The following is a 22,893-nucleotide window of genomic DNA, read 5'->3' on the forward strand; positions in this document are numbered from 1 at the left end:
CGTCAGCGGCCGAGCGCCCTGCGTAGGCGCCGAGCCGCGTACCGCGCGACACGCCCCGGCAAGGCGGCGAATCGCCTCACTCGTGTGCGTCTTGCATCGAGGCGCGTGGGCAAAGACCCCCGCAATTCTCGACGTAGCTCATCGGCGTCGCGCTCCGCGCGGAGACGACGGGCGGCCTCGCCTCGATAAAGATCCCGCCACCGCGTGCTGGCGCCGACCTCTTCGACGACCAGGGGGATGACGAGTTCGGACACCTCCTTGGCGCGCCGGCGGCGGACGTCGTCGTACGATCCCCACTCATCGGACAGCGCGCTCTCCAGAAGGCTCGGGTGGACCGCGGCTCCGCCTTCGAGGAGACGGTGCAAACCTCGGGCGACGCGATCGTCGGGCGAGAAGCCCTTCTCATCACCAGAAAACGGGTGGCGGTGAAGATAGACATCTTCGAGCAGGCCGGCTCGCAGCAGCCTGTAATCGCGCATCCCGTGGTGACGTGGGCTCGGGTTGAGGAGCGGATTCGCGTCGTACGAAAGCCCTGTGTTCATCACCTTCGTGCTGTATTGCTCATAGGTTCGCCACGGAAAGTGATGCACCTCCATGTCATATTCGGCGGACGGCCGCCCCAGACTGGGAATGTCGACACCGTGATTGCCCTGCTGGACGGTGACGCCCGGGCGACCGATGTGGATGACGTCGTCGCTCGGGTGAGCGTGCAGGGCGACTGTCTCCATCAAGGAGCCCTCCTCGCGCTTATCGCGGAGGACGAGTCGATTCACCCAACCGCCACGGGCCGCAGGCTCGCCCGTCATGTTCACCACGGGAACGGAGAAGGACCCCACACCCGTGGGTGTGTGCTGAAGAGCCTCCTTCAGCGTCGTCTCCGGGTTCGTGGGGATGAAGAACTCATCTGCGTCCGCGTTGATGACCCAGGTGGCGTTGAACTCGGTCGCGGCGCGCGAGGCCATCGCCGACACGACCGCAGTCTGATTCTTGTCATGAGCGAGGTAGTCGGAGACGATGACGCGGCCGGATTGCTCATACTCCGCGAGGATCTGCCGAGTCCCGTCAACCGAACCGTTATCGGTCACGAGGATGAGATCGATTCCCTGAGCCAAGTGATGCTCCAACATCGCGGCGATGACGTCGGCTTCGTCGCGGACCATCACCGTCATGACGACCTTGAATTCACGCACGCCCAGAACGCTCCTTACGCGCCAGCAGCGCTATGTCGAGAAGCACTCGAGCCCGGGCTTCAAAAGAATGGTCTTGCACGACGCGGCGAGCAGAGGTCAACAGCTCCTGAGGCGTCGGCCACGACTCCGTTTCGGGGGAAAGCAAACCCCGAAGTTCGTCGATGTCGCCGTAGGTCTGCACTTGCGCCCCAAACACTTCTGCCATGCCCGGCACCGGATCGCTCACGATCCTGGCACCCGTTGCCGCGGCGTCGAACAGACGGTTCGAAAGGAAACCGGCCTCTGCCATCTCGCGCCAGTGGTCATTCAAGACGACATCCGCACCCGCGTACGCCGCCGGGACGAGGGCGTTCGGTATTCCTGAACTGCTGACGAACCTCGGATCGATGAAGTTCTCCCAGCCGTCGTCCCCGTGAACTCGGAGATCCGCACCCGCTGCGATGGCGTCCAGGACGATCTGACGTGCCACACCACGCGTCCGCCCGACGAACAGCACTCCGCCGCCCTGGTCCGCTTCAACCTCGGGATTGAACAGGGTCGTATCCGTCGCTTGCAACAGGGTACGAATCGGGAATCCCCATTCAGCCGTCATTCGCTCTGCCCACACACCCCCGGCTGCGAAGACCGCGTCGAACCCACTGCGCACCTCTTGACGGGTGATCAGTTCCGGGTGGCTGATGATCCACAGCAGGTTGACCGAATCGGGCTGGGGAACGAATGGAACGAGTCCACGCAAAGTCAGCGTTACGTCATCCCATCTCGCCGATGGGCGGTACAGCGACGTGCTTCGATCAACGACGACCTCTTGCCCGAGCCCGCGCAATGCCGTTGCCAGGGAGTGGGCGAAGTACGTGTCACCCCAGGAGTCTCCCCAATGGTCCGGCGTCGCTGGAGTCTTGATGGCCCACCTAAGTGTCTGTGGCCGATCCGAGAGAACTGCAGCCGTATCGCGCTGGCGGTACATCACCTTGGCTTCGAGAAGTGGGCTGCCCGGCGGATGAGAGAAGCTCACGGATTCCAGCGTCACGGAACTGCTGCGCAGGAGTTCCCGATCGTCAAGGGTGCTCAATGTCTCGCGCCATACGCGTGCAAAGCGCGAACGGTTGGCGAACTGGTTGGACGTCCGTCCGGGCGTCCGCCCTTCGTAGTGCAAAACACGCGAACCGGTTCGCACTCGCAGATTGCCGCGCTCACGCAGCTTCAGGCAAAGGTCGACATCCTCCATGCCATTCACGTAGTGGGTGTCGAAGCCCTTGACCGCCCTGAGGTCGTCGTATCTGACGGCGAGGCATGCTGCAGTCAACGCGGAGAACGAGTAGTCGCCAAGGGAGTCCGGAACATCAATCGGGTGAACCGTGGGAAGAAGATGCATCGGCATGACCGGGCCACCGAAAAACACGGTTCCCGCGGTCTGAACGGTGCGGTCGCCGTACAGCAGAAGCGGCTGGACGGCGATATTCGATCGGTCCGCGAGAGTGTCGACGAGTGGATCCAGCCACCCCTCCTGAGGCTCCGTGTCGTTGTTGAGGAAGACCACGATCTCACTCGCGCCATCGGAGGCGCCGATGTTCGAGCCGAGCGCGAAATCCAGATTCCGCGGGAGCCGTCGCACATGGACTCGGGATTCCCCCGCGAAAACCGCCGTGAGGATACTCGCCACCGGCCGTCGCGACCCATTGTCGACGACGTTGATCCGCGTCGGTTCGTCGGTCGTTCTCAGAACGGCGCGGACGGCGCGCACCGTCATGGCCCAGTCCTCGAAGGTGGGGACGACCACGACGACTCCCGGCGCGGGGTCCCGGTCGAAGGTTGCCAACGCGGCCGTTCGCGCAGCATTGCCGGCAGCGCGGCGTTCGTACGGTCCATCCGAGCGCCCACGAAGGCGAACGAGAGAGTCCTCGATGTAGCCGCAGGGCACGCCGGCATCAGCGATCCGGATCTCGATTTCCATCCCCACGCCGAGGTCGAGGCTCAGGTCAGGAAGGATTCTCTCCTCACCGGACCCTGCGAAGACGACGCCAACGCCGTCATCGAGCTCCGCCCACCGTGCGTCTTTCGTTCGCAGCCAGCTCTGCGGCACGTCGGAGCTCAGGACGGCCACCGCGCCGAGGGATGCGTCCTCCTGCAGGGCGCTGACCGCAGAGCCGAGGAAATCGGGCTTCCACAGCTGATCCGGGGTCCAAATCGACCATCCGTGCGGACGTGCGGCCGCCACCACGTCGGCGATGACCCCACCGAACGTCGGTGCGGACGGGCGGCGGTACACAAGATCGACATGGGGATGATCATCCAGAACCTCAGCGAACCGAGGTGGTAGAGCGGCGTCATCATGCGCAACCACGACGATGCGCAACCCCTGGAGGTTCTGTCCGTTCAGCTCTAGCAGCCGAGAGATGTCGAGGTCGGAACGCAGATGCCGCTGATCGACGAAAACAATCGCCCTCCCGTCTGGCGCGTGTTGCGCGTGCTTCCGAGAGTGATGGGCGAGAACTCCGCTGTCCGGGTGCAGGAGTGAACGATGCGCGTTATATTCCCCGATCCGCCGGCGGATCGCACCCTCCGCGGCGTGTCTACTCACGACGGAGACATCCGGGCACGATGGACAATGCTGTTCCTCTGTCCCATCGTCAAGGAAATGTCGCAGGAGGGAGGAGGGTCGCGCATTCAGTGTCTGTGAATACCTGTGCCCCCAAAAATGCGGGGACGCTTGACCGACTTCACCGAATGAGATGAAGTCCAAGAAGAGGCTGACGGGGCGACCGCGACGCGCGAGCCCACGCTCCTGGGCGGCGTACCACTCCGGCTCGAAGAACGGGTTGGGCATCCGCCCATCGAGCTCACCGTTCGCGATCAGGTCGTCGAGCGCCGAGTACGGGGTCAGCGGCGTGCGCCCTCCCACCTGCTCGGCGTAGAAGGCCACATCGATCAGACCGTGTTCGACAGCGTGGCGCGCAGCGTTCCCGAGGTTCACGGCGCGTTCGGCGTACGTTCGCCACCCGACTCGAGCGCCGCCAAGCCGGATCGCGGGTGCCTTCGGCTCCTCGCGGACCATTCTTGTCAGGTCTACCGCGCTTCCTTCGACGGCCGCCCATCGACTGACTGGGTACGGCATCGGTACCGAAGCGTCGATAGCGAGGGCTGCCAGGCGCGTACGGAGCAGCTGCGCGCGGACCAGAGAGAATCGCGCCTCAGGGGCATCGACGAACGGGTTCGGCACGATCCCCCATCGCCACCCCTCCTCGAAGTAGTGACGCGCAGCCACGTCGTCACTGTCGAAATGCAGCCCCGTCTGCATCGAGTAGTGCTCTCGCAAGATCATGTTGATGCCGCGAGCCGACAGGATGAAGGGCGGGTTGACACGAGAGACGACGTCTCTGATCTTCTGGGAGCGTCCGACTCGTCGAGCGATCGACACAAGCTCCCGTTTCACGCGTGCAGTTCCTCTCACATCCTGATATGGCGGCCAAGGTTCGAAAGGACAGACATTTCGAACCAACGCGAGACCCAGGTTACCCTGGGCCACGGTGCGGGCTGGACGGGCGCTGGACTCTATCAGCGATCCGACTGGGCCTCATCGCCGCGTGGGAGGGGTTGCTTCCTGGTGGTCAGCGACAGGCCCAGCGCAAGGCCGGCTGCGTCGGCCAGCGTCATGAGGATGCGGCTCACGAGCGCGAGGCTGAGGGCCGCACTGGCTCCGACGAGACTGGACAGCGCGAGGACGAGGGCAGCTTCCCGCGCCCCCAGGCCTCCGGGAGCGATGATGACCAGGAACCCGACGAGCCATGCGAAGGCGAACGCCCCTGCCGCGAGGGGGTAGCCGACACCCGGGGCCAGCTGCACGAGCAACAGCCACGCCTGAAGTCCGAGCAGCAGCCACATCACGAGTGACCACGCCGCCGACGCGACGAGTGCGCGGGGCGCGATGGCTACGGGCTCCTCGTTGCGACGGGTCACTCGGAAGGCGAGACGGACGATCCGGCGCAGAACGGCCGGGACGAGGCACGCCAGGAGGAGGAGGGCGACGACGATCGCCCACCAGTTGCGAAGGAGCGCGGTCGGGTCCGAGAGCACCAGACCGAGCACACCGACCACCCCGGACATGACGACACCGACGAGCATTGCGACGATGGACGCGGTGAGCGATCGCGGACGTGAGATCCCGTGGTCTCGCGCGAATTCCGCCTGAGCGAGAACCGGCCACACCGCACCCGGAACATATTTGCCGACCTGCGAGATCATGAACACACGCGTCGAGTCACGCAGCGGGACCTCGAGACCGACGGAGCGCATGATGGCCCGCCACGACAGTCCGTTCGCGAACAGTCCGACGATGCAGCAGAGAGCGGCGAGCGCCACGACGCCCAGATCGAGATCCTGCAACGCGTCGATGAAGCTGTCCCACGAGGCGACGACCGCGACGACGAGAAGAACCAGCGCCACGGCTACGAACGCCCAGCGGATGATCGCCCGCTTCATTCGACGAGCCAGTTCCACATGAGGCGGACGCCGTCCTCGAGAGGGGTGCGAGCCTCCCAGCCGATGCTCCGTGCCGCTTCCGAGACATTCAGCCACGTCGAGGGGACGTCGACACCACGCGCGGGCAGGTGCTCGACGTCGAACGGGTGGCTGTCGCCGACGACCGACCGCAGGACGCTCAGCAGCTCATCGAGGCTGGTAGGCACTCCGGAGCCGACGTTCAGAAGCGGCGGGGCGGCCTCGGTGCCGGCCACCGCCGTAACGGCTCGAGCGACGTCGTCGACGTAGACGTAGTCCCGGGCCACGTCCCCAGAGCCGAGGAGTTTGATCGACTCCCCCTGCAGGATCGCGCGCATCCAGAATGCCAGGACACCCTGGCCTCGCGCGCCCTTCTGCCCGGGCCCATAGGCGTTCGCCACCCGCAGGACGGTGTGGCTCAGCCCGGAGGCGCGGAGCACGTCCTCTTGCGCCACCTTGTACCGTCCGTAGGCTGACGACGGGCCTACTGGGGAGGTCTCGGAGTGCGGAGCCGGGTCCTGGATGTCATAGGCGGTGCCCCCCGAGCCGAGGAGTACGACGTGCTGATCGGGCGACGCGGCGGAGACGGCATCGAGGACACTGCGGAAGTCGTCGAGCTCGTCCTCGACGAGATCGGGCCGTTCGTGAGCCAGCAACGGGCTGAGCGATCCGGCCGCCCACACCAGGTGTCGACTGGATGCCGCGTCGGAATCGAGTACGCCGTCGGTCATGACGGGGCGGGAACGGCCGAACTCGGCGACACGGCTTCCCCCGGAACTCGCGATCCGGACGATCGCCGAGCCCAGGAACCCCGCGGACCCGACAACCGAGATGTCATACACTTTGATTTTGGCCACCGCCCCTTACGTCGGGATTTCCATCCTATGCCCAAGCCCCGTGTGCTCGTTCTGACATCGACGTTCCCCGCGCGGACGGGCGACGGCACCCCGGCGTTCGTCGCTGATCTCGCCCTCGGCCTCGGCTCCGACCACGACGTGCGGATCCTCGCACCCGCGGTGCCGGGCGGAGCTCCGCGCGAGCGTCTGTCCGACTCGGTGGACGTCGTCCGCTACCGTTTCTTCCCCCGACGCTGGGAGGACCTGGCCGACGGCGCGATCCTCGAGAACGTGCGCTCCCGGCGGTCCCGCCTCGTGCAGGTCCCGTTCTTCCTCCTCGGTCAGGCGATCGCCGTCAGGCGCGAAGTCCGGCGGTTCCGTCCGGACGTCGTCCACGCCCACTGGATCATCCCCCAAGGCGTGGTGGCGCGAGCGGTCGGCGGGCGCGTCCCGATGATCGTGACAACGCTCGGCGGCGACCTCTACGCGCTCGGCGCCAAGCCCTTGCGGGCAGCGAAGTCCTGGGTCCTGCGGAACGCTCGCGCAGTGACGGTGATGAACCAGGACATGCGCGACAAGGCGATCGAGCTCGGCAGCACACCCGAGACCACTCACGTCATGCCGATGGGCGCCCACCTGCAGGACGATCTCAGCGACGTCGAAACCGTCAGCGGCAGCGGGGCGCTCCGCGTCCTTGCGGTCGGGCGCCTCGTCGAGAAGAAGGGCTTCGACGTCCTCCTCCGCGCTCTGCGGAGCTCGGACCTCGCCTACGAATTGGTCATCGTCGGTGACGGTCCCGAGATGGACTCTCTGCGCCGCGCGGCGGACGGGCTCCCCGTCGCCTTCGCCGGACAGCTCGGCCGGGATGCCCTTATGGAGCGGTACGCCGCGGCCGACGTCGTCGCGTTCCCCTCCCGGCGGGCGGCGTCCGGCGATCAGGACGGTCTCCCGGTCGCCCTGCTCGAGGCGATGGGCTCGGGCCGCGCGGTGGTCGTGTCGGATCTCCCCGGCCTCAACGAGGCCGTGCAGGACGAGGCATCCGGTCTCGTCGTCCCTGCCGAGGACGAACGCGCCCTCGCCGACGCCCTGGCCCGGCTGGACGGCGACGCCGCGCTCCGCCGACGCCTCGGGGACGCGGCGCGTGACCGCGCACACGAATACTCGATCCCCGCCACCGTCGAGAAGTACCGCGCTCTGCTCTCCACCGTCCTCGGCCGCTGAGGCCGGGCGGTCAGGGGATCGGGTTGTCGGCGTTGTACTGAGAGATGATCTCGTCGATCGGCCCGTCGGCCACCAGTTGGTGATCCCGGATGTAAAGCCCCCGGCGGCAGAAGCGACGCAGGTCCTTCTCGTTGTGGCTCACGAAGAAGAGGGTCCGGCCCTCCGCGAGGAGTTCGTCGATCCGCTGGTAGCACTTCGCGCGGAAGGCCCGGTCGCCGACCGCCAGCACTTCGTCGACGAGGAGGATCGGCTCATCGAGCTGCGACACCACGGAGAACGCCAGGCGCACCTTCATCCCGTTCGACAGGTGCTTGTACGGCGCATCCTGGAACTGCTCCAGTTCTGCGAAGGCGATGATCTCGTCGTACCGGGCCGCCACCTCGGCCGCCGTCATCCCGTGCAGTCCCGCGGTCAGGCGGACGTTCTCGCGCACCGTGAGGTCGCCGACGAATCCGCCCGTCAGTTCGATGAGGGGGGCCACCCCGGCGTGGACGCGGACGCTGCCCTCGTCGGGGAGAAGGACACCCGCGACGAGCTTGAGCAGGGTCGACTTCCCCTGCCCGTTCTTGCCGACGACGCCGATCGACTCACCGGCATCCACTCGGAAACTCACATCGCGCAGGGCCCAGAACTCCCCCGGGCGCGACCGGCGAGACGCATCCGCGAACATGTCCTTGATACTGCGCCGGCCCCTGCGGTTGCGCCGGAAACGCACCCCGAGGTCGTCGACCTCGATGGCGACCGCCACTGCCTCGTCGGTCATCTCAGAGTTCCTTCAGGAGAGGGCGTTCCAGTCGGCGGAACGAGAATGCGCCGACGACGAGGAGAGCGACAGTGATGAGGACCGAGATGAGCACCGCGTACGGGTCCCACTGGTCGGGGAAGAACCCGGTCCGGTACAGCACGAAGACGCCCGCGAGCGGGTTGAACGCGCCGACCGTGGCGAAGGCGCCCGGTAGGTCGTCCAGGGCGTAGATGACCGGAGACGCGTAGAACAGCGCGCGCAGGATGAGGGCGCGTGGTCCTCTCGAGATCCGTGAAGAGAACGCACAGCGGCGCGATGAGGAGGCCGATGCCCACCAGGAGAGCCGTCTGGAGAAGGACGCCGAGCGGGAAGAGGAGGATGCCCCATCCCACCGTGGCTCCGGAGAACACGGCGAACGCCGCGAGCACCGGCGTCGCGAGGAGGAACTCGATGCCCTTGCTGAGGATGATCCGGTTCACCCAGATCGACCGCGGGATGGACGTCGACCTGACGAGCCGCGCATCCTTCGTGAACGCGCGGGTGAAATCGGTGACGGTCGAGTTGAACCACACCCACGGCAGGAGGGCGGACAGGAGGAAGACGATGTACGGCGTCGCGCCGACGGTCCGGTCGAACACCTGGGTGAAGACGAACCAGTAGATCAGGCTCATCACCAACGGGTCCAGGATCGACCACAGGTAGCCGAGCCAACTCGTCGCGTAGCGGACCCGCAGATCTCGCGCCGACAACAACCACAGCGAGTGGAGGTATCGTCCGCGCGCGGACCGTCGGCCGCTCATCCGCGGGGACACGGGGGGATCAGGGACTCGGGTCGCACGGCGCGGGTGCGCTCAGTCCGTGCCGTCGAAGTCGTTCCGCCACATCGACAGTGCGGACCCGATGGCCATGTGCATGTCGAGGTACTGGTACGTCCCCAGACGGCCGCCGAAATGGACGTCCTTCTCACCCTTCGCGAGCTCCCGGTACGCCAGAAGGCCGGCACGGTCATCCTGCGTGTTGACGGGGTAGTACGGCTCGTCCGCCCGCGTCGCGAAGCGCGAGTACTCGCGCATGATCACCGTGCGGTCGGTCGGGTAGACATCGCTGCGCTCCGGGTGGAAGTGCTTGAACTCGTGAATGCGGGTGTAGGGGACGTCAGCGTCCGGGTAGTTCATGACCGGTGTGCCCTGGAAGTCGCCGACCTCGAGGACTTCCTCTTCGAAGTCGAGCGTCCGCCACGCGAGCTCGCCTTCCGTGAAGTCGAAGTAGCGGTCCACCGGGCCGGTGTAGACGATCGGAAGCTGGCCGACGGTCGCCGCCTTGTTGAAGGGCTGCGACGCGTCGAAGAAGTCCGTCTCGAGGCGAACCTCGATGTTGCGGTGGTCGGCCATCCGCTCGAGCCACGCGGTGTAGCCGTCGGTCGGAAGGCCCTCCCACGTGTCGTTGAAGTAGCGGTTGTCGTAGTTGTAACGCACGGGGAGGCGGCTGACGATGTCGCCCGAGAGCTTGCTCGCCGAGGTCTGCCACTGCTTCGCGGTGTAGTCGCGGAAGAACGCCTCGAACAGCGGACGTCCGACCAGCGCGATGCCCTTCTCCTCAAAGTTTCGCGCCGATTTCACGTCGAACTCGCCCGCCTGCTCGCGGATCAGCTCGCGTGCCTCGTCGGGCGTGTAGGACGCGGCGAAGAACTGATTGATCGTGTGGAGGTTGACCGGAAGCGCGTACACCTGACCGGCGTGGGTCGAGTAGACGCGGTGCACGTAGTTGGTGAAGCTCGTGAATCGGTTGACGTACTCCCATACCTGGGCGTTCGACGTGTGGAAGAGGTGCGCACCGTAACGGTGCACCTCGATCCCCGTCGTCTTCTCATTCTCGCTGTACGCGTTACCGCCGATGTGGGAGCGACGGTCGATGATGGTGACCTTGCGTCCTGCCTCCGCTGCACGCTCGGCAATCGTGAGACCGAACAACCCTGAGCCGACGACGAGCAGATCCATGTTCCGATACCTTCATTTCTCGAGCCGGAGGCTCACAGTCGCTTCCCACGCCATCGACGGCGCGCAGTCACAGGCGACCCATACTAACCGTGCGGTGCGGCGATCACCGGACGCGCGTGGCCTCGGCAGGGTCGTCGTCGACGACGCCGACCGACTCCTCATGCGCGATCCGCGCCCCCGCGATCGGTACACCGCCCGTGACGGGTGCGACGCCCGCCGCGTGCGGGGCGAGCGGGACGGACGGGTGGCGGGAGATGTCCGCATCGCTGACGTCGTTCGGATCGAGCAGACGCTCCGGCGAGTACTGGACGAGTTTGATGCGCTCGAGGGCATCCTCCATCAGGGTCCGGTTCGTCCGGAGCATGTCGGAGATGACCAGCAGCGCGACGCTCAGGAGCGCACCCACGAGCATCGCGGAACCGAAGATGAGCGACTGGATGTGCTCACCGGCGAGTCCCAACCAGGTGAGGATCAGGAACCGACCGAACGGCACCAGCGCCCCGATGGCGAAGACCACGGCGAGGGTCAGGAACACCGCGTGCGGCTTGAACATGATGTAGCTGCGCATGATGGCCTGACCGGAGCGCGCCATGTGCTGGAAGATGTTCTTGAACAGACGCGATTCCCGCGTCTTGGGGTTGGTCTTGATCGGCACGCTCGCGATGCGAAGTCGCTTGTTGCCCGCCTGGATGATCGTCTCCATGCAGTAGCTGAACTGCGTCACGACGTTCAGTCGGATGAGCGATTCGCGCGAATAGGCGCGGAAGCCGCTCGCGGCATCCGGCAGGTCCGTCTCGGCCGCGAAGTTGACGACGGAGCTGCCGACGCCCTGCATCACCTTCTTGAAACCGGAGAAGTGCTCGATCGTCTTGGTCTGGCGGTCGCCGATCGCGATGTCGGCCTCGCCGCGCAGAAGCGGCTGAACCAGATCTGCGATGCGCTCCTGGGGGTACTGATTGTCGCCGTCCGTGTTGACGACGATGTCGGCGCCGTGCTGGAGGGCGTAGTCGACGCCGTCTCGGAACGACCGAGCAAGGCCCATGTTGCGCGTGTGGAACACGAAGTGCTCGACACCGAGCGAACGGGCGACCTCCACCGTGCGGTCACTCGACCCGTCGTCGACGACGAGGATGTGGATCTCGTCGATTCCGGGGATCTCCTTGGGGATGCCGGCGAGGACGAGAGGGAGGGTCTGCTCCTCATTGAGGCAGGGGATCTGCACGAACAGGCGCATCGGTTTGGTTCCTTCGTAGTCACGGCCTCGCACCTCACCGGAGCGTCCCCCGGCCGTGCGACCCCGTCAGTCTACCGGCGGGACCTCCATCGCCTCCGTGGGCGCACGAGAGCGCTTCCAGGTCCGGTCCCGACTCCGCCGCTAACATGGCTCCGGGACAACGCCCCCGAAGAGAAGAGATACGTTTCGTGGCCCTAGAGACCATCGCCATGCCCGCCGCGTTCACCCGCCGGGGCGAGGCGGGACGCTCCCCCGACGCACATCCGCTCTTCTGGCGGATCACCGCGCTCGTGATCGTGGCGGTGTGCATAGGCCTCCACTGGCAGGTGGCACGCAGCGCCATCGCTCCCCGCACGCCCTGGGACGAGAATCACGTCCTGCAGATGGCTCGGTGGATCTCAGGAGACCACAACGTCACCCCGATGACCGGTGCCGGCTACTACCCCGGCTGGTCGTTCATCATGGCCCCCATCTGGTGGTTCACGCACGATGCCGGGGCCGTCTACTTCATCGCGATCGTCCTGGGGAACGCGATCGCAGTGGCCACCATCATCCCGCTCGCCCTGACCGCGAAGCGGCTGGGCGTCACCTTCTGGCAGGGTGTCGCGATCGGCGGACTGGCCATGTGCCTACCCGGTCGCGTCGTGAACGCCGATTACGTCCTCTCCGAGAAGCCGCTGGTCTTCTTCATGGCGTGGATGCTGCTTGCAGCGGTGGCTCTCTGGCAACAGCCGACGTGGGGTCGGATGACGCTGTTCTCCCTCTCGGTCACCGCGACCTTCTTCGTGCACGCCCGTGCCCTCACCTTCGTTGTGGTGGCGGCGGTGTGGCTCGTCCTCTTCTTCCGGCGGAACATCGGTCAAGCCCTGTGGGGCCTCGTCCTCCTCGGAGCGGGTTTCGTCGCGGTCAGGCAGATTGCCGCGTGGATTCATGAGGCCGTCCTCCTCAACAAGTTCAGCCAGGGCGACAACCTCATTTCCGGACTCCTCTCCGCGACGCCGGGCGACATCGTCCGCGTCACCGCCACTCAGATCTGGGCGCAGTTCGTCGGGACGGCCGGCCTCTTCGGCGTCGGTCTGCTGATCATCGTCATCTGGGCCTGGCGGGAAGTGCGCGCGCTCCACGTCGGGATCGGCGGTTTCCTCGTCGGCCTGACCCTCATCACCGTCCTCATCAGCGTCGCGTCGTGGGCGGACTCCCCGTTCCTCCGTCCGGTGCCGGGCGTCCGGTTCGACGCCAGCATCTACACGCGCTATCTGGATCCGATCGCGACCCTGATCGTGGTGGTGGCCCTCGTGGCGCTGCTCCGAGCGCTGAGTCGGCCGGTCATCGGCGCCGCGCTCGGAGTGACCTTTGCCACGTGTGCCGTCGTCGTCTTCTGGGTGGCACCGAACGTACCGACCTGGGGCAACCTGGACGGGCCCGCCAACGCCGCCGCCATCCTCACCTGGGATCGTTTCTTCCCCACCGGCCAGCCGTTCCCGCTTCCGCTGGTCCCATCGTTCACCAACCAGAACCGGTTCTGGCTGTACGCCTCGATCTTCGTCGTCTTGAGCGTCGCCTCCTTCCTTCTTCTGCGCACACGACCTCGGACACTCGTGGTCCTCGGAACCGTCGTCATCGCGGGCATGTCCGTCGCGGCCGACCCGTCGCAGTCACGGGATTACCCGGCCAGGGTCACGGCAGCGGTCCAAGACGCCGAACAGGTCCTTCCGGGTGACGACCTGCTCCAGGTCGATTTCGACCGAAGCTGTCGCGACTCCTCCCTCGCCGTTCACCAGATGACGAACTGGTTGCCCTATTGGCTCTCGCCGCGCGTCGTCCACCTCGTCCAGATCGCAAAGGGAGACAAGCCGGATACTCCGTTCGTCGTCTCCTGCGACCGTTGGCCCGAGGCGGATTCCCTCGGGGCGCTCGCCTACGACGGTGGCGTCGACTACATCTATCGCCTCTGGGTGCTCCCCGGGCCGGTGCAGGATGAGCTCAAGGCCAAGGGGCGTCTCCTCACCCCCGCCGAACTGGATGCCGTCCACGGCGAGTGAGCCGTGACCCCCGCCACCTGCGTGGACGCCCTGTCGCGATGAGAGTGCGTCTTCCTCACGAGAAGGAGATGTCGCAATGACCGACGCCCGAGTCGACGACCCCGATGTGTCGATCATCGTCCGCACGAAAGACCGCCCGGATTACTTGCGGCGCGCTCTGGCGGACATCGCGGCCCAGACTTTGGCCTCGTGGGAGTGCATCATCGTCAACGACGGCGGTGACCCCGAAACTGTTGCGGGCCTGGTCGCAGCGCGAGACGATGCCTTCCGCGCCCGGACGACGGTGATCGACTCGCCCGAATCCCGCGGCCGCTGGCGCAGCGCCAACGCCGGTGTGCTCGCCGCGCGCGCCGCACTCCTCGTCCTCCACGACGACGACGATACGTGGAATGCCGACTTCCTCCAGCGGGCGACCGACTACCTGGACGCTCATCCCACTCGCGCAGGAGTCGTCTCCCGGATCGAGATCGTGTGGGAGACCAGGGACGGCGATCGGTTTCTCGGAAGAACGCCGAGAGGTGTTCCAGGAGCATCTGACGGCGCCGTCGCTCTCCGACACACTCCTGTTCAACCGCTTCGTGCCGATCGGGTTCGTCTACCGCCGGAGGCTGCACGAGGAGCACGGGCTCTACGACGACTCGCTCCCCGTCGTCGGCGACTGGGCCTTCAACCTCAAGGTGCTCACGCACGAGGAGCTGGAGTACCTTCCGGGCGCACCTGCCGTGCAGTGGCGTCAGCGAACGGGAAGCTCGGGCGCCGACGGCAACAGCGTGATCGACTCAGGCGACCTGCACCGCACTGTAGACGCACGTATTCGCGACGCCGCGCTCCGCGAGTACGTACAGGCGAACGGGACCGGACTGGTGCTCTACCTGACGAAGTTCATCGACCAGCGTTTCGTCGACGTGGAAAACGGCGTCCGCGGCCATCTTGCAGAGGTCGAGACCCGCCTGCGTGACGACCTCGGCCCCCGCGGGCTCCTCCGGGCGGTAACGCGTCGGATCCGACGGCGCTAGAGTCACCGCGCAGTCGCCTCACCCTCTGATCAAGCCCGAAGGTAGGAAACCGCCTCAGAAATGGGGCCATCGAAGACCTTCTTACCCTTCGAGATGACCACGCCACGCTCGCAGAGCTGCTGCACCATGTTCTGGTCGTGACTGACCACGAGCATGGTGATACCCCGAGCCGTCAGCTCTTTGATCTTCTCGGCGCACTTCGCGCGGAAAGGGGCGTCCCCGACCGAGAGGACCTCGTCGACGAGGAGGATGTCGAGGTCCACATGGATGGCGACCGAGAACGCGAGCCTCATGAACATGCCAGAGGAGTAATGCTTCACTTCCTGGTCGATGAAGTCTCCGATCTCAGAGAAGGCGACGATGTCGTCGAATCGCTGATCGATCTGCGTCTTGGACATGCCGAGGATTGCCGCGTTCAGGTAGACGTTCTCCCGGCCGGTCAGGTCGGGGTGAAACCCCGCGCCCACTTCGATGAGTCCGGCTACGCGTCCCCGAGTGAACACCCTCCCGACATCGGGCTCAAGCACACCTGAGACCAGTTTGAGAGTCGTCGACTTGCCCGATCCGTTGAGTCCGAGAACCGCCACGGACTCCCCTTCGCCCACCTGCATGCTGATGTCATCGAGGGCGGTGAAGGTGTCGGCGCGTACCTTCTTTCCCTTCACCCAGCCGACGAACGCTTCTTTGAAGGAGTGCGAATTGCGGCGGAGGAATCGCTTGGAAACGTGGTCGACGATGATGGACGGCCGCTTGGACGTCTCTTGGAGGATGGGTGCGTTCATTAGAGATCCTGAGCGAAGGAGCGTTCGAAGCGACGGAACGTGATCTGACCCGCGATCATGACGATGAGCGAGACGACGAGCGAAGCTACGACGTAGACGAGGAAGTGGGGCGGCAGGCCGTGCCCCTTGTCGACAGTGGCGTCCCAGAAGCCGACGTGGAAAAGCTCCACTGCCACCGTGAGGGGGTTCGACATGAAGATGTGGAAACCCCAGGACGGCAGAGCAGTCTGCACGTACACCCAGGTGTACAGCACCGGTGACGTCCAGGTGGAGAAGGTCCGGATGATCTCTACGAAGTTGTGAGCGTCACGGAATCGCACATTGACGCCCGCGAAGAGAAGCCCCAGACCGAAAGACCACACGACAACGAGAACTATTCCGAGCAGCGCTGCACCGATGGCGAGCAGACTCGGTGACCACCCGGCGATGAGGCAGATCAAGACGAGCACTGCTGCCTGGGGCAGGAAGTGGATCACCGCGCCGATGGCCGCGGCGAGTGGGAAGAGCTCGCGCGGCAGATAGATCTTCCGCACCAATGAGCCGTTGGCGACGATCGAATCAGTGGCGTTTGTGAAGGCCTCATTGAAGAGGTTCACCATCACCACACCGCAGAAGAGGTAGATCGCGAAGTTCGGCACATTCTGGTGCAAACCCAGAATGATGCCCATTACGAAGTAGTAGACGGCAAATTGGGCTGCCGGCTTCACGTAGGACCAGGTCCAGCCGAGGACGGAGTTCCGATATCGAGTCGCCGTCCCCTTCTGCACGAGGAGAGAGAGGAGGTACCGCCAACGGATGACGTCGAGGATTCCGCGGCCGCGGCCGGGAACGTCGTAGTCGCTGAGATCTATTGCGTTGCTCACTGCAGTCGTTCGGTCGTCTGTCGCGCTCTGGGGCCAGTCCGCGAGGCCGCTCAGGCCGTAGGAAAGACTACACGGGGCCTATCGTCACTACGCTGAGGGCTCGCTCAGCGTGGCGGGTCGGGAGCACGGTGATCAGCGCAGGAAGTCGCTGCTCACCCACCCGGTGGACGAGCCCGCGGTCACTCGACTCCAGCCACCCTGCGTACCGAGGACGGTCACTCGCGTGTCTTTCGCAAGAGTCGTGATCAGACGACCACTCGTCGACGGCTCGGCTCTGAGGTTAAGGGCCGCAGTGGTCACCTTCGTGACGGCACCCGCCGGAGTCTTCAAGGACGACGCGGGAACCCATCCCGTGATCGTCCCGACACGAATCGCCCGCCACTGACCCGACGAATCGATCACCACCACAGCAGTGCCCGACGCCAACGTCTGAATCACCGTCCCGTTCTCAGCCATCACCGAACGGAACACCACCGAACCCGACGTCACCATCTCCGACGACACCGGAACCTGCGGCTTCGACGCGACCAACATCCGCGACTCCACCCACCCCGAAGACGACCCCGCCTGAATCCGCGTCCAATCACCATCGACCGACAACACCCGAACCTGGTCCCCCGTCACCAGAGTCCGAACCAAACCACTCCCACCCGCAGACGACCGGATATGCAACGGACCCTTCACAAACGGCCGCTCCACCACCGGCGGCGCCGGCGGCGCAGCCGTCGTCAAAGACGACGCGGGAACCCATCCCGTGATCGTCCCGACACGAATCGCCCGCCACTGACCCGACGAATCGATCACCACCACAGCAGTGCCCGACGCCAACGTCTGAATCACCGTCCCGTTCTCAGCCATCACCGAACGGAACACCACCGAACCCGACGTCACCATCTCCGACGACACCGGAACCTGCGGCTTCGACGCGACCAACATCCGCGACTCCACCCACCCCGAAGACGACCCCGCCTGAATCCGCGTCCAATCACCATCGACCGACAACACCCGAACCTGGTCCCCCGTCACCAGAGTCCGAACCAAACCACTCCCACCCGCAGACGACCGGATATGCAACGGACCCTTCACAAACGGCCGCTCCACCACCGGCGGCGCCGGCGGCGCAGCCGTCGTCAAAGACGACGCGGGAACCCATCCCGTGATCGTCCCGACACGAATCGCCCGCCACTGACCCGACGAATCGATCACCACCACAGCAGTGCCCGACGCCAACGTCTGAATCACCGTCCCGTTCTCAGCCATCACCGAACGGAACACCACCGAACCCGACGTCACCATCTCCGACGACACCGGAACCTGCGGCTTCGACGCGACCAACATCCGCGACTCCACCCACCCCGAAGACGACCCCGCCTGAATCCGCGTCCAATCACCATCGACCGACAACACCCGAACCTGGTCCCCCGTCACCAGAGTCCGAACCAAACCACTCCCACCCGCAGACGACCGGATATGCAACGGACCCTTCACAAACGGCCGCTCCACCACCGGCGGCGCCGGCGGCGCAGCCGTCGTCAAAGACGACGCGGGAACCCATCCCGTGATCGTCCCGACACGAATCGCCCGCCACTGACCCGACGAATCGATCACCACCACAGCAGTGCCCGACGCCAACGTCTGAATCACCGTCCCGTTCTCAGCCATCACCGAACGGAACACCACCGAACCCGACGTCACCATCTCCGACGACACCGGAACCTGCGGCTTCGACGCGACCAACATCCGCGACTCCACCCACCCCGAAGACGACCCCGCCTGAATCCGCGTCCAATCACCATCGACCGACAACACCCGAACCTGGTCCCCCGTCACCAGAGTCCGAACCAAACCACTCCCACCCGCAGACGACCGGATATGCAACGGACCCTTCACAAACGGCCGCTCCACCACGGACTGGACGTTCAGGTAGTCGCTGTGCGCCCAGTAGTCGGCGCCTCCGACCCGCAGGCGCCACCAGACCCCGTAGATCGCGGTGCGCTCGAACATCTGCCCCTTGGTGAGGGAACGACGATCCGTCTCGCAACTCGTGGACGGTGCCTTACGAGCGTTGAGCGAGTCGGCCGTCACGACCACGGTGCCCGTCGCCTTCTCGACACTCGATTCCGCGGGAACGGCGCACGCACCGGCCGCGGGCGTTCCGGACGTCACCTTGACTGACGTCTTCGGCAGCCAGAGACGGTTCGATCCGCTGACCACGCGGACCCAGGATCCGTAGGTGCCGGTAACCGTGAACGTGGCGCCCTTGGCGACGTTCTGAGCACCCGTCGCGCAGGTCGCGACCGGCGCGCGCCGGGCGGTCGAGGCCACGGTGAGGGTCGCGGTCCCCGAACCGGCGGCGATGTCGGCGTCGACCGGGACCGTGCAGGCGTCGACCCGGGCGGCGGCACCGGAGTCATGCGGCGAGACCTCGGGCGCGAACCATTGCACGTAGTAGTTGTAGAAGTTTCGGTTGCCGTAGCTCGAGCAGCCGTCACCCTGCGCGTACCCGGCCGCGAGGGCCGCGATGTTGGGACGGTACGGCGTGTAGATGTAGAGGTTCGCGGTCGCCTGATTCTTGATGAAGACCTTCGACGTCCCGCACGCGCTGTCGGGGTGCCACTTGACGGTGTTGACCTGCCCGGCTCGGTAGCCGTACCGCGTGGGGTTCTTCGCGTAGACCTGCTGCTGGCGCGCCCCGAGGTAGACCTGGTTGATGAAGCCGGCGGATGCCGCGCTGCACGGCGCGGTGTCGGGGCAGTTCATGCCCATCGAGGCGCGGTAGCTCCAGTCGGTCGGCTTGGTCGACGTGACGAGGCCCTGCTCCTTCTGGAGCATGACCAGGATGACCTTCGGGCTGATCCCGCAGGCCTTGCCGACGGCGACGATGATCTCGGACGCGCGCGCACCCTTCTTGGCCGCGATCGCATCGCAGTACGCGTCCTTCGCCTTGGCGGGGAGGTCGGCTTTGAATCCACGCAGGCAGTTCGGCCCCGTGGTGGCCTTGCAGGAGGGGACCCTCGCCTCGAGGAACGACTGCGCCTGCGCTGCCGTCATCGCTCCCCCGTTGAAGAACTCACGGTCGCTGATGATGTATCCGCCGTCGGTGATGGAGGACGGGAGCTCGGCCGCACGAGCGTCGGATGTGGGCGCGACGGCCATCAGAACACCCAGCGACAGTACCGCCACGAGCAGCATCGCCATGCGCCGAAGCGAGCGTTCGGGCACGGCAGATGTGAGACTCATGTGAACAGTGTTACTGAAGTTGAACCCTGATACCAGTCGAGCCTGGATACGAGGACTCCGACACGCCGATCACGACGCGTTCACAGACGACGTCACAACTCGGCGTGAAGCTGCCAGACCCGTTCCGCGGCGCCGAGCCAGCTGAACGCACGGCCCCGATCGGCGGCGAGGACGGCCAGGCGTTCGACGGTCGAGGTCGACGACAGCGCGCCGGCGAGCTCGTCCCCGAGCGAGCCAGGATCCCCCGCCGCGAAGGTGGCGCCGTCGAGGAGCAACTCGCGGTGCGTCGCGCTGTCGGCGGCGACGATCGGCACGCCGAGGCGCAGCGCGTCCAACGTCCGCCACGGGAACGCGCTCGAGTCGGCCGCCGCCAGGAACGCGACGGCGCCCGCCATGACCGCGGCGCGGTCGGGCGCATCCAGCGAGCCACGGACGTGCAGACGCCGCTCGGGAAGGCCCGCTGCCGCGGCCAGTTCCGCCACCTCCGGCTCCTGCCCCTCCGGTGCGTCGATCACGACGACGGCCGTGTCGCGCCCCGACCGGACGATGGCTTCGAATCCGGTGCGGAGACGGTCCGATGGCGCCGTTGATCCGGAGAGGAGGACGTACCCGTCGGGGAGCGTGAGATCGCGACGCCGACCGACCTCGTCGCTCGGCACTCGCAGGTCAGCAGACGGGGCTCCGGAGATGACCCGCAGACGATCACCCAGCGGCGCGAGCTCCGCAACCCGGCGCGCGAGCTCGTGCGTGGGCACGACGACGGCGTCAGCGTGGCGGACAGCTCGGCGGAGCATCGCGCGGGACCAGGCGGCATCCGTTCGGGACAACTCATCGGGGCTCTCCCACGGCTTCAGATCCCACAGGGTGACGACGGTCTGATCGTGATCGTGGACACGGTCGTGGCGCACCAGGGGTGCCGCGAGCGTCGGGGAGTGGATGAGACCGTCACCCGCAGCCGCGCGGAGGCCTCGACGCCACAGGGCGGATGCCGCCGCCGACCCGACGGGCAGGCGGTCGACACCGGCCACGGCCTGCGACACCTGCGGAACGTCCCCGCCGTCGCTCGGCACGATGGCCCGCACCTCGCACCCGCTGGGAGCTGTCGCCACCAGACCGGCGGTGAGTTCGCGCGCCGCCACAGCGAGGTCGGGACCGATGGCTGGGGCGGACGGGTCGAACACGACACGGAGCGTCGTCGTCATCGGTGCTCTCCCTCGGGCGTCACGGTGCGGGGTGTCATGGCGCCGTGGTCGGCGTCGGGGTCGGCGGGTGCAGCAGGTCGTGCACCATGCCCCGGATCCTCTCCCAATCGGCAGAGGTGGGGTTCTCGGGGTCGATGTTCACGCCCTTCGGCGTCAACTCGAGATCCTGGATCTCCTGCCCCTTGGCGTCTGCGGCGAGGTCGACGAGGTAGGGCAGCAGCGAGTCCGGAATGTCGGTCTGCACGAGGTTCTTGCCCGCCGCGACGATCCCGCTGAATCGGCTGAGAACCGTCGACGGGGTCGCCTGGTCGAGGATCGCAGTCTGCAGCTCGCGCTGACGCCGCATCCGGTCCCAGTCACTGGTGGTGTAGCGGGACCGCGCATACCACTGCGCGGTGTCGCCGTCCATGTGCTGCGTGCCCTTCTCGATCCAGCCCGTCGCCCAGTCCTCCGCGGGCTGGTTGTGATAGCTCGGGCCGCCGCCCTCGGGAAGACGCTCCCGGACCGTGATGGTGACTCCGCCGAGCGCGTCGACGAGATCCGCGAAACCGTGCATGTCGATGAAGACGTGGTACGGGATGTCGATGCCGAGGATCCCCTCGGCGGCGTCCCTGGTCGCTTCGACGGCCGGGGTGGAGTTCTGCTTCCGGGCGTCCGGGTAGAGACTGTCGCCCTTGTCGGTCCGGCACGCCTCGACGGCGTTCGTGAGCTGGTTGATTCCCGACGTCCATCCGCAGGTCGGCGAGTTCTGCCCCTCGAAGCCCTCCGGGTAGAGGTCGCGCATAGGGCCCTCGGAGAACGGAACGTGGCGCAGATCGCGCGGGATGCCGAAGATCGTGACGGCGCCCGAGTCCGCGTTGACGGAGACGACGGAGATGCTGTCGAATCTCATCGAGTCCCGCCCCTCGCCGCTGTCGGCCCCGAGGAGGAGGAAGTTGTAGTAGCCGTCGGACGGGGGAACGCTCGGTCCGTCGGCGAAGATCCCCAGCCCCGACTGGAGCGGAGCGATGACGGACTGCGCCGTGTAGGCGGACGCGGAAGCGGGCACGAGGGCCAGCACGAGGGCGACGACGACCACTCCCGCGCGCGTGCGACCGGGCACGCGCCGGAGGCGCACGAGTCGAAGCGTGTCGATCGTCAGGACGACCCACAGAAGCGCGTACGCCCAGAGCAGAACCTGCGCGGCGGTGAGCGTCCAGTCCGACGCGATGATCGACGTCAGCATCGAACGCCACATGAGTCCCAGGAGGACAGCGGCCGCGAGCACGATCCACATGGCGATCGTCGCGATGAGCCCGACGCGACCGAGTCGGCGATTGCCGGCCAGGGTCTGCGCGGAGCCGGGGAGGAGGAAGTTGGATGCCACGAGCCACCACGCGCGCCGCGACATGACACGCGACGAGGTGACGTCGGGGTGACGAAGCGGTCGCTCTTCGACGAGGGCGCGACCCCGGGGCGCGGACGTCGGGACGCGCGACGGGCTGAGGACGCTCATCGCATGGCTCCCAGGCCGGGGCGGATCACAGGGAGTCCTTGAGACGCCGGTTCTTCTCCTCGACCTGCACCTCGAGGTCGGCCGCGTATGCGGCGACCGCATCCGCGACGGCAGGCTCGGAGGAGCCGAGCAGACGAACCGCGAGGAGCCCGGCGTTCTTCGCGCCGTTGATCGATACCGTCGCCACCGGGATACCGGCCGGCATCTGCACGATGCTCAGGAGCGAGTCGAGGCCGTCGAGGGTGGCGAGCTGCACCGGGACTCCGATGACCGGGAGCGTCGTGACCGATGCGAGCATGCCGGGGAGGTGCGCCGCCCCGCCTGCTCCGGCGATGATCGCCCGCAGCCCGCGGTCGCGTGCCTCGCGCCCGTAACGCAGCAGTTTGTCCGGCGTGCGGTGGGCCGAGACGACCTCGACCTCGTGGGCGATGCCGAAGTCGGTCAGCACCTGCGAGGCGTCCGACATGATGCGCCAGTCCGAATCGGACCCCATCACGACGCCGATCAGGGGGGCGGAGGACGAGTGGAGGGGGCGG

At 66.3% G+C, this 22,893-nt stretch carries 16 protein-coding genes and 1 pseudogene; 3 read left to right on the forward strand and 14 right to left on the reverse strand.

The annotated features are described in order from the left end of the window. Positions 1–2: 2 nt before the first annotated feature. From QE428_RS01410 to QE428_RS01425, 4 genes are all read right to left on the reverse strand, one after another. The gene (locus QE428_RS01410; RefSeq protein ID WP_307462329.1) at positions 3–1,190 is read right to left on the reverse strand and encodes a glycosyltransferase family 2 protein; all 1,188 of its coding nucleotides are present in this window, start codon (positions 1,188–1,190) and stop codon (positions 3–5) included. Continuing rightward, complete coding sequence (locus QE428_RS01415; RefSeq protein ID WP_307462333.1) at positions 1,183–4,620, reverse strand: glycosyltransferase; 3,438 nt, start codon at positions 4,618–4,620, stop codon at positions 1,183–1,185. The genes QE428_RS01410 and QE428_RS01415 overlap by 8 nt, the downstream gene beginning before the upstream one ends. Before the next feature lie 122 nt (positions 4,621–4,742). Beyond that, the gene (locus tag QE428_RS01420; RefSeq protein ID WP_307462335.1) at positions 4,743–5,666 is read right to left on the reverse strand and encodes a lysylphosphatidylglycerol synthase transmembrane domain-containing protein; all 924 of its coding nucleotides are present in this window, start codon (positions 5,664–5,666) and stop codon (positions 4,743–4,745) included. Beyond that, positions 5,663–6,526, reverse strand: coding sequence for an NAD-dependent epimerase/dehydratase family protein (locus tag QE428_RS01425; protein WP_307462339.1), 864 nt, complete (start codon positions 6,524–6,526; stop codon positions 5,663–5,665). The genes QE428_RS01420 and QE428_RS01425 overlap by 4 nt, the downstream gene beginning before the upstream one ends. Before the next feature lie 42 nt (positions 6,527–6,568). On the opposite strand from QE428_RS01425, the gene QE428_RS01430 reads away from it, so the two are divergent. Then, positions 6,569–7,741, forward strand: a complete 1,173-nt coding sequence (locus QE428_RS01430; RefSeq protein ID WP_307462342.1) for a glycosyltransferase — start codon at positions 6,569–6,571, stop codon at positions 7,739–7,741. Positions 7,742–7,751: 10 nt separating this feature from the next. Here QE428_RS01430 and QE428_RS01435 read toward each other — a convergent pair whose 3' ends face one another. The 4 genes and pseudogenes from QE428_RS01435 to QE428_RS01450 all read right to left on the reverse strand — a co-directional run bounded on the left by QE428_RS01435 (position 7,752) and on the right by QE428_RS01450 (position 11,717). Then, the gene (locus tag QE428_RS01435) at positions 7,752–8,504 is read right to left on the reverse strand and encodes an ABC transporter ATP-binding protein (RefSeq protein WP_307462346.1); all 753 of its coding nucleotides are present in this window, start codon (positions 8,502–8,504) and stop codon (positions 7,752–7,754) included. A 1-nt stretch (position 8,505) separates the two neighbouring features. Beyond that, positions 8,506–9,286, reverse strand: a pseudogene (locus tag QE428_RS01440) (ABC transporter permease). Positions 9,287–9,337: 51 nt separating this feature from the next. After that, entirely contained in the window at positions 9,338–10,483 is a 1,146-nt protein-coding gene (gene glf, locus QE428_RS01445; RefSeq protein ID WP_307462349.1) for a UDP-galactopyranose mutase, read from the reverse strand. A gap of 103 nt (positions 10,484–10,586) precedes the next feature. Then, the gene (locus QE428_RS01450; RefSeq protein ID WP_091355915.1) at positions 10,587–11,717 is read right to left on the reverse strand and encodes a glycosyltransferase family 2 protein; all 1,131 of its coding nucleotides are present in this window, start codon (positions 11,715–11,717) and stop codon (positions 10,587–10,589) included. A gap of 188 nt (positions 11,718–11,905) precedes the next feature. On the opposite strand from QE428_RS01450, the gene QE428_RS01455 reads away from it, so the two are divergent. Continuing rightward, complete coding sequence (locus QE428_RS01455; protein ID WP_307462355.1) at positions 11,906–13,759, forward strand: hypothetical protein; 1,854 nt, start codon at positions 11,906–11,908, stop codon at positions 13,757–13,759. A gap of 76 nt (positions 13,760–13,835) precedes the next feature. Then, the gene (locus tag QE428_RS14680; protein ID WP_373457687.1) at positions 13,836–14,717 is read left to right on the forward strand and encodes a glycosyltransferase family 2 protein; all 882 of its coding nucleotides are present in this window, start codon (positions 13,836–13,838) and stop codon (positions 14,715–14,717) included. Between the two features lie 87 nt (positions 14,718–14,804). Here QE428_RS14680 and QE428_RS01470 read toward each other — a convergent pair whose 3' ends face one another. From QE428_RS01470 to purE, 6 genes are all read right to left on the reverse strand, one after another. Then, positions 14,805–15,557 (reverse strand): ABC transporter ATP-binding protein, encoded by a 753-nt coding sequence (locus QE428_RS01470; protein WP_307462364.1) that lies wholly within the window; start codon positions 15,555–15,557, stop codon positions 14,805–14,807. Next, positions 15,557–16,420, reverse strand: coding sequence for an ABC transporter permease (locus tag QE428_RS01475; RefSeq protein ID WP_307462366.1), 864 nt, complete (start codon positions 16,418–16,420; stop codon positions 15,557–15,559). Before QE428_RS01475 ends, QE428_RS01470 begins: the two co-directional genes overlap by 1 nt. 132 nt (positions 16,421–16,552) lie before the next feature. After that, a complete protein-coding gene (locus tag QE428_RS01480) occupies positions 16,553–19,660 on the reverse strand; it encodes an SH3 domain-containing protein (RefSeq protein WP_307462368.1) in 3,108 nt (1,035 codons plus the stop codon). Between the two features lie 92 nt (positions 19,661–19,752). Continuing rightward, positions 19,753–20,862 (reverse strand): glycosyltransferase, encoded by a 1,110-nt coding sequence (locus tag QE428_RS01485; RefSeq protein WP_307462371.1) that lies wholly within the window; start codon positions 20,860–20,862, stop codon positions 19,753–19,755. A 34-nt stretch (positions 20,863–20,896) separates the two neighbouring features. Beyond that, positions 20,897–22,357, reverse strand: coding sequence for an LCP family protein (locus QE428_RS01490; RefSeq protein WP_307462374.1), 1,461 nt, complete (start codon positions 22,355–22,357; stop codon positions 20,897–20,899). 25 nt (positions 22,358–22,382) lie between these two features. Continuing rightward, positions 22,383–22,850 (reverse strand): 5-(carboxyamino)imidazole ribonucleotide mutase, encoded by a 468-nt coding sequence (gene purE / locus QE428_RS01495; RefSeq protein ID WP_091355943.1) that lies wholly within the window; start codon positions 22,848–22,850, stop codon positions 22,383–22,385. Positions 22,851–22,893 lie beyond the last annotated feature (43 nt).

It is taken from the genome of Microbacterium sp. SORGH_AS_0505, assembly GCF_030818715.1.
Lineage (GTDB): Bacteria > Actinomycetota > Actinomycetes > Actinomycetales > Microbacteriaceae > Microbacterium.

Bases quoted from the DNA above. Each gene is read 5' to 3' on its own strand.
- QE428_RS01420 (WP_307462335.1), bottom strand. From the start codon at position 5,666: ATGAAGCGGGCGATCATCCGCTGGGCGTTCGTAGCCGTGGCGCTGGTT.
- QE428_RS01430 (WP_307462342.1), top strand. From the start codon at position 6,569: ATGCCCAAGCCCCGTGTGCTCGTTCTGACATCGACGTTCCCCGCGCGG.
- QE428_RS01435 (WP_307462346.1), bottom strand. From the start codon at position 8,504: ATGACCGACGAGGCAGTGGCGGTCGCCATCGAGGTCGACGACCTCGGG.
- glf (WP_307462349.1), bottom strand. From the start codon at position 10,483: ATGGATCTGCTCGTCGTCGGCTCAGGGTTGTTCGGTCTCACGATTGCC.
- QE428_RS01450 (WP_091355915.1), bottom strand. From the start codon at position 11,717: ATGCGCCTGTTCGTGCAGATCCCCTGCCTCAATGAGGAGCAGACCCTC.
- QE428_RS14680 (WP_373457687.1), top strand. From the start codon at position 13,836: ATGACCGACGCCCGAGTCGACGACCCCGATGTGTCGATCATCGTCCGC.
- QE428_RS01470 (WP_307462364.1), bottom strand. From the start codon at position 15,557: ATGAACGCACCCATCCTCCAAGAGACGTCCAAGCGGCCGTCCATCATC.
- QE428_RS01480 (WP_307462368.1), bottom strand. From the start codon at position 19,660: ATGAGTCTCACATCTGCCGTGCCCGAACGCTCGCTTCGGCGCATGGCG.
- QE428_RS01485 (WP_307462371.1), bottom strand. From the start codon at position 20,862: ATGACGACGACGCTCCGTGTCGTGTTCGACCCGTCCGCCCCAGCCATC.
- QE428_RS01490 (WP_307462374.1), bottom strand. From the start codon at position 22,357: ATGAGCGTCCTCAGCCCGTCGCGCGTCCCGACGTCCGCGCCCCGGGGT.
- purE (WP_091355943.1), bottom strand. From the start codon at position 22,850: ATGGGGTCCGATTCGGACTGGCGCATCATGTCGGACGCCTCGCAGGTG.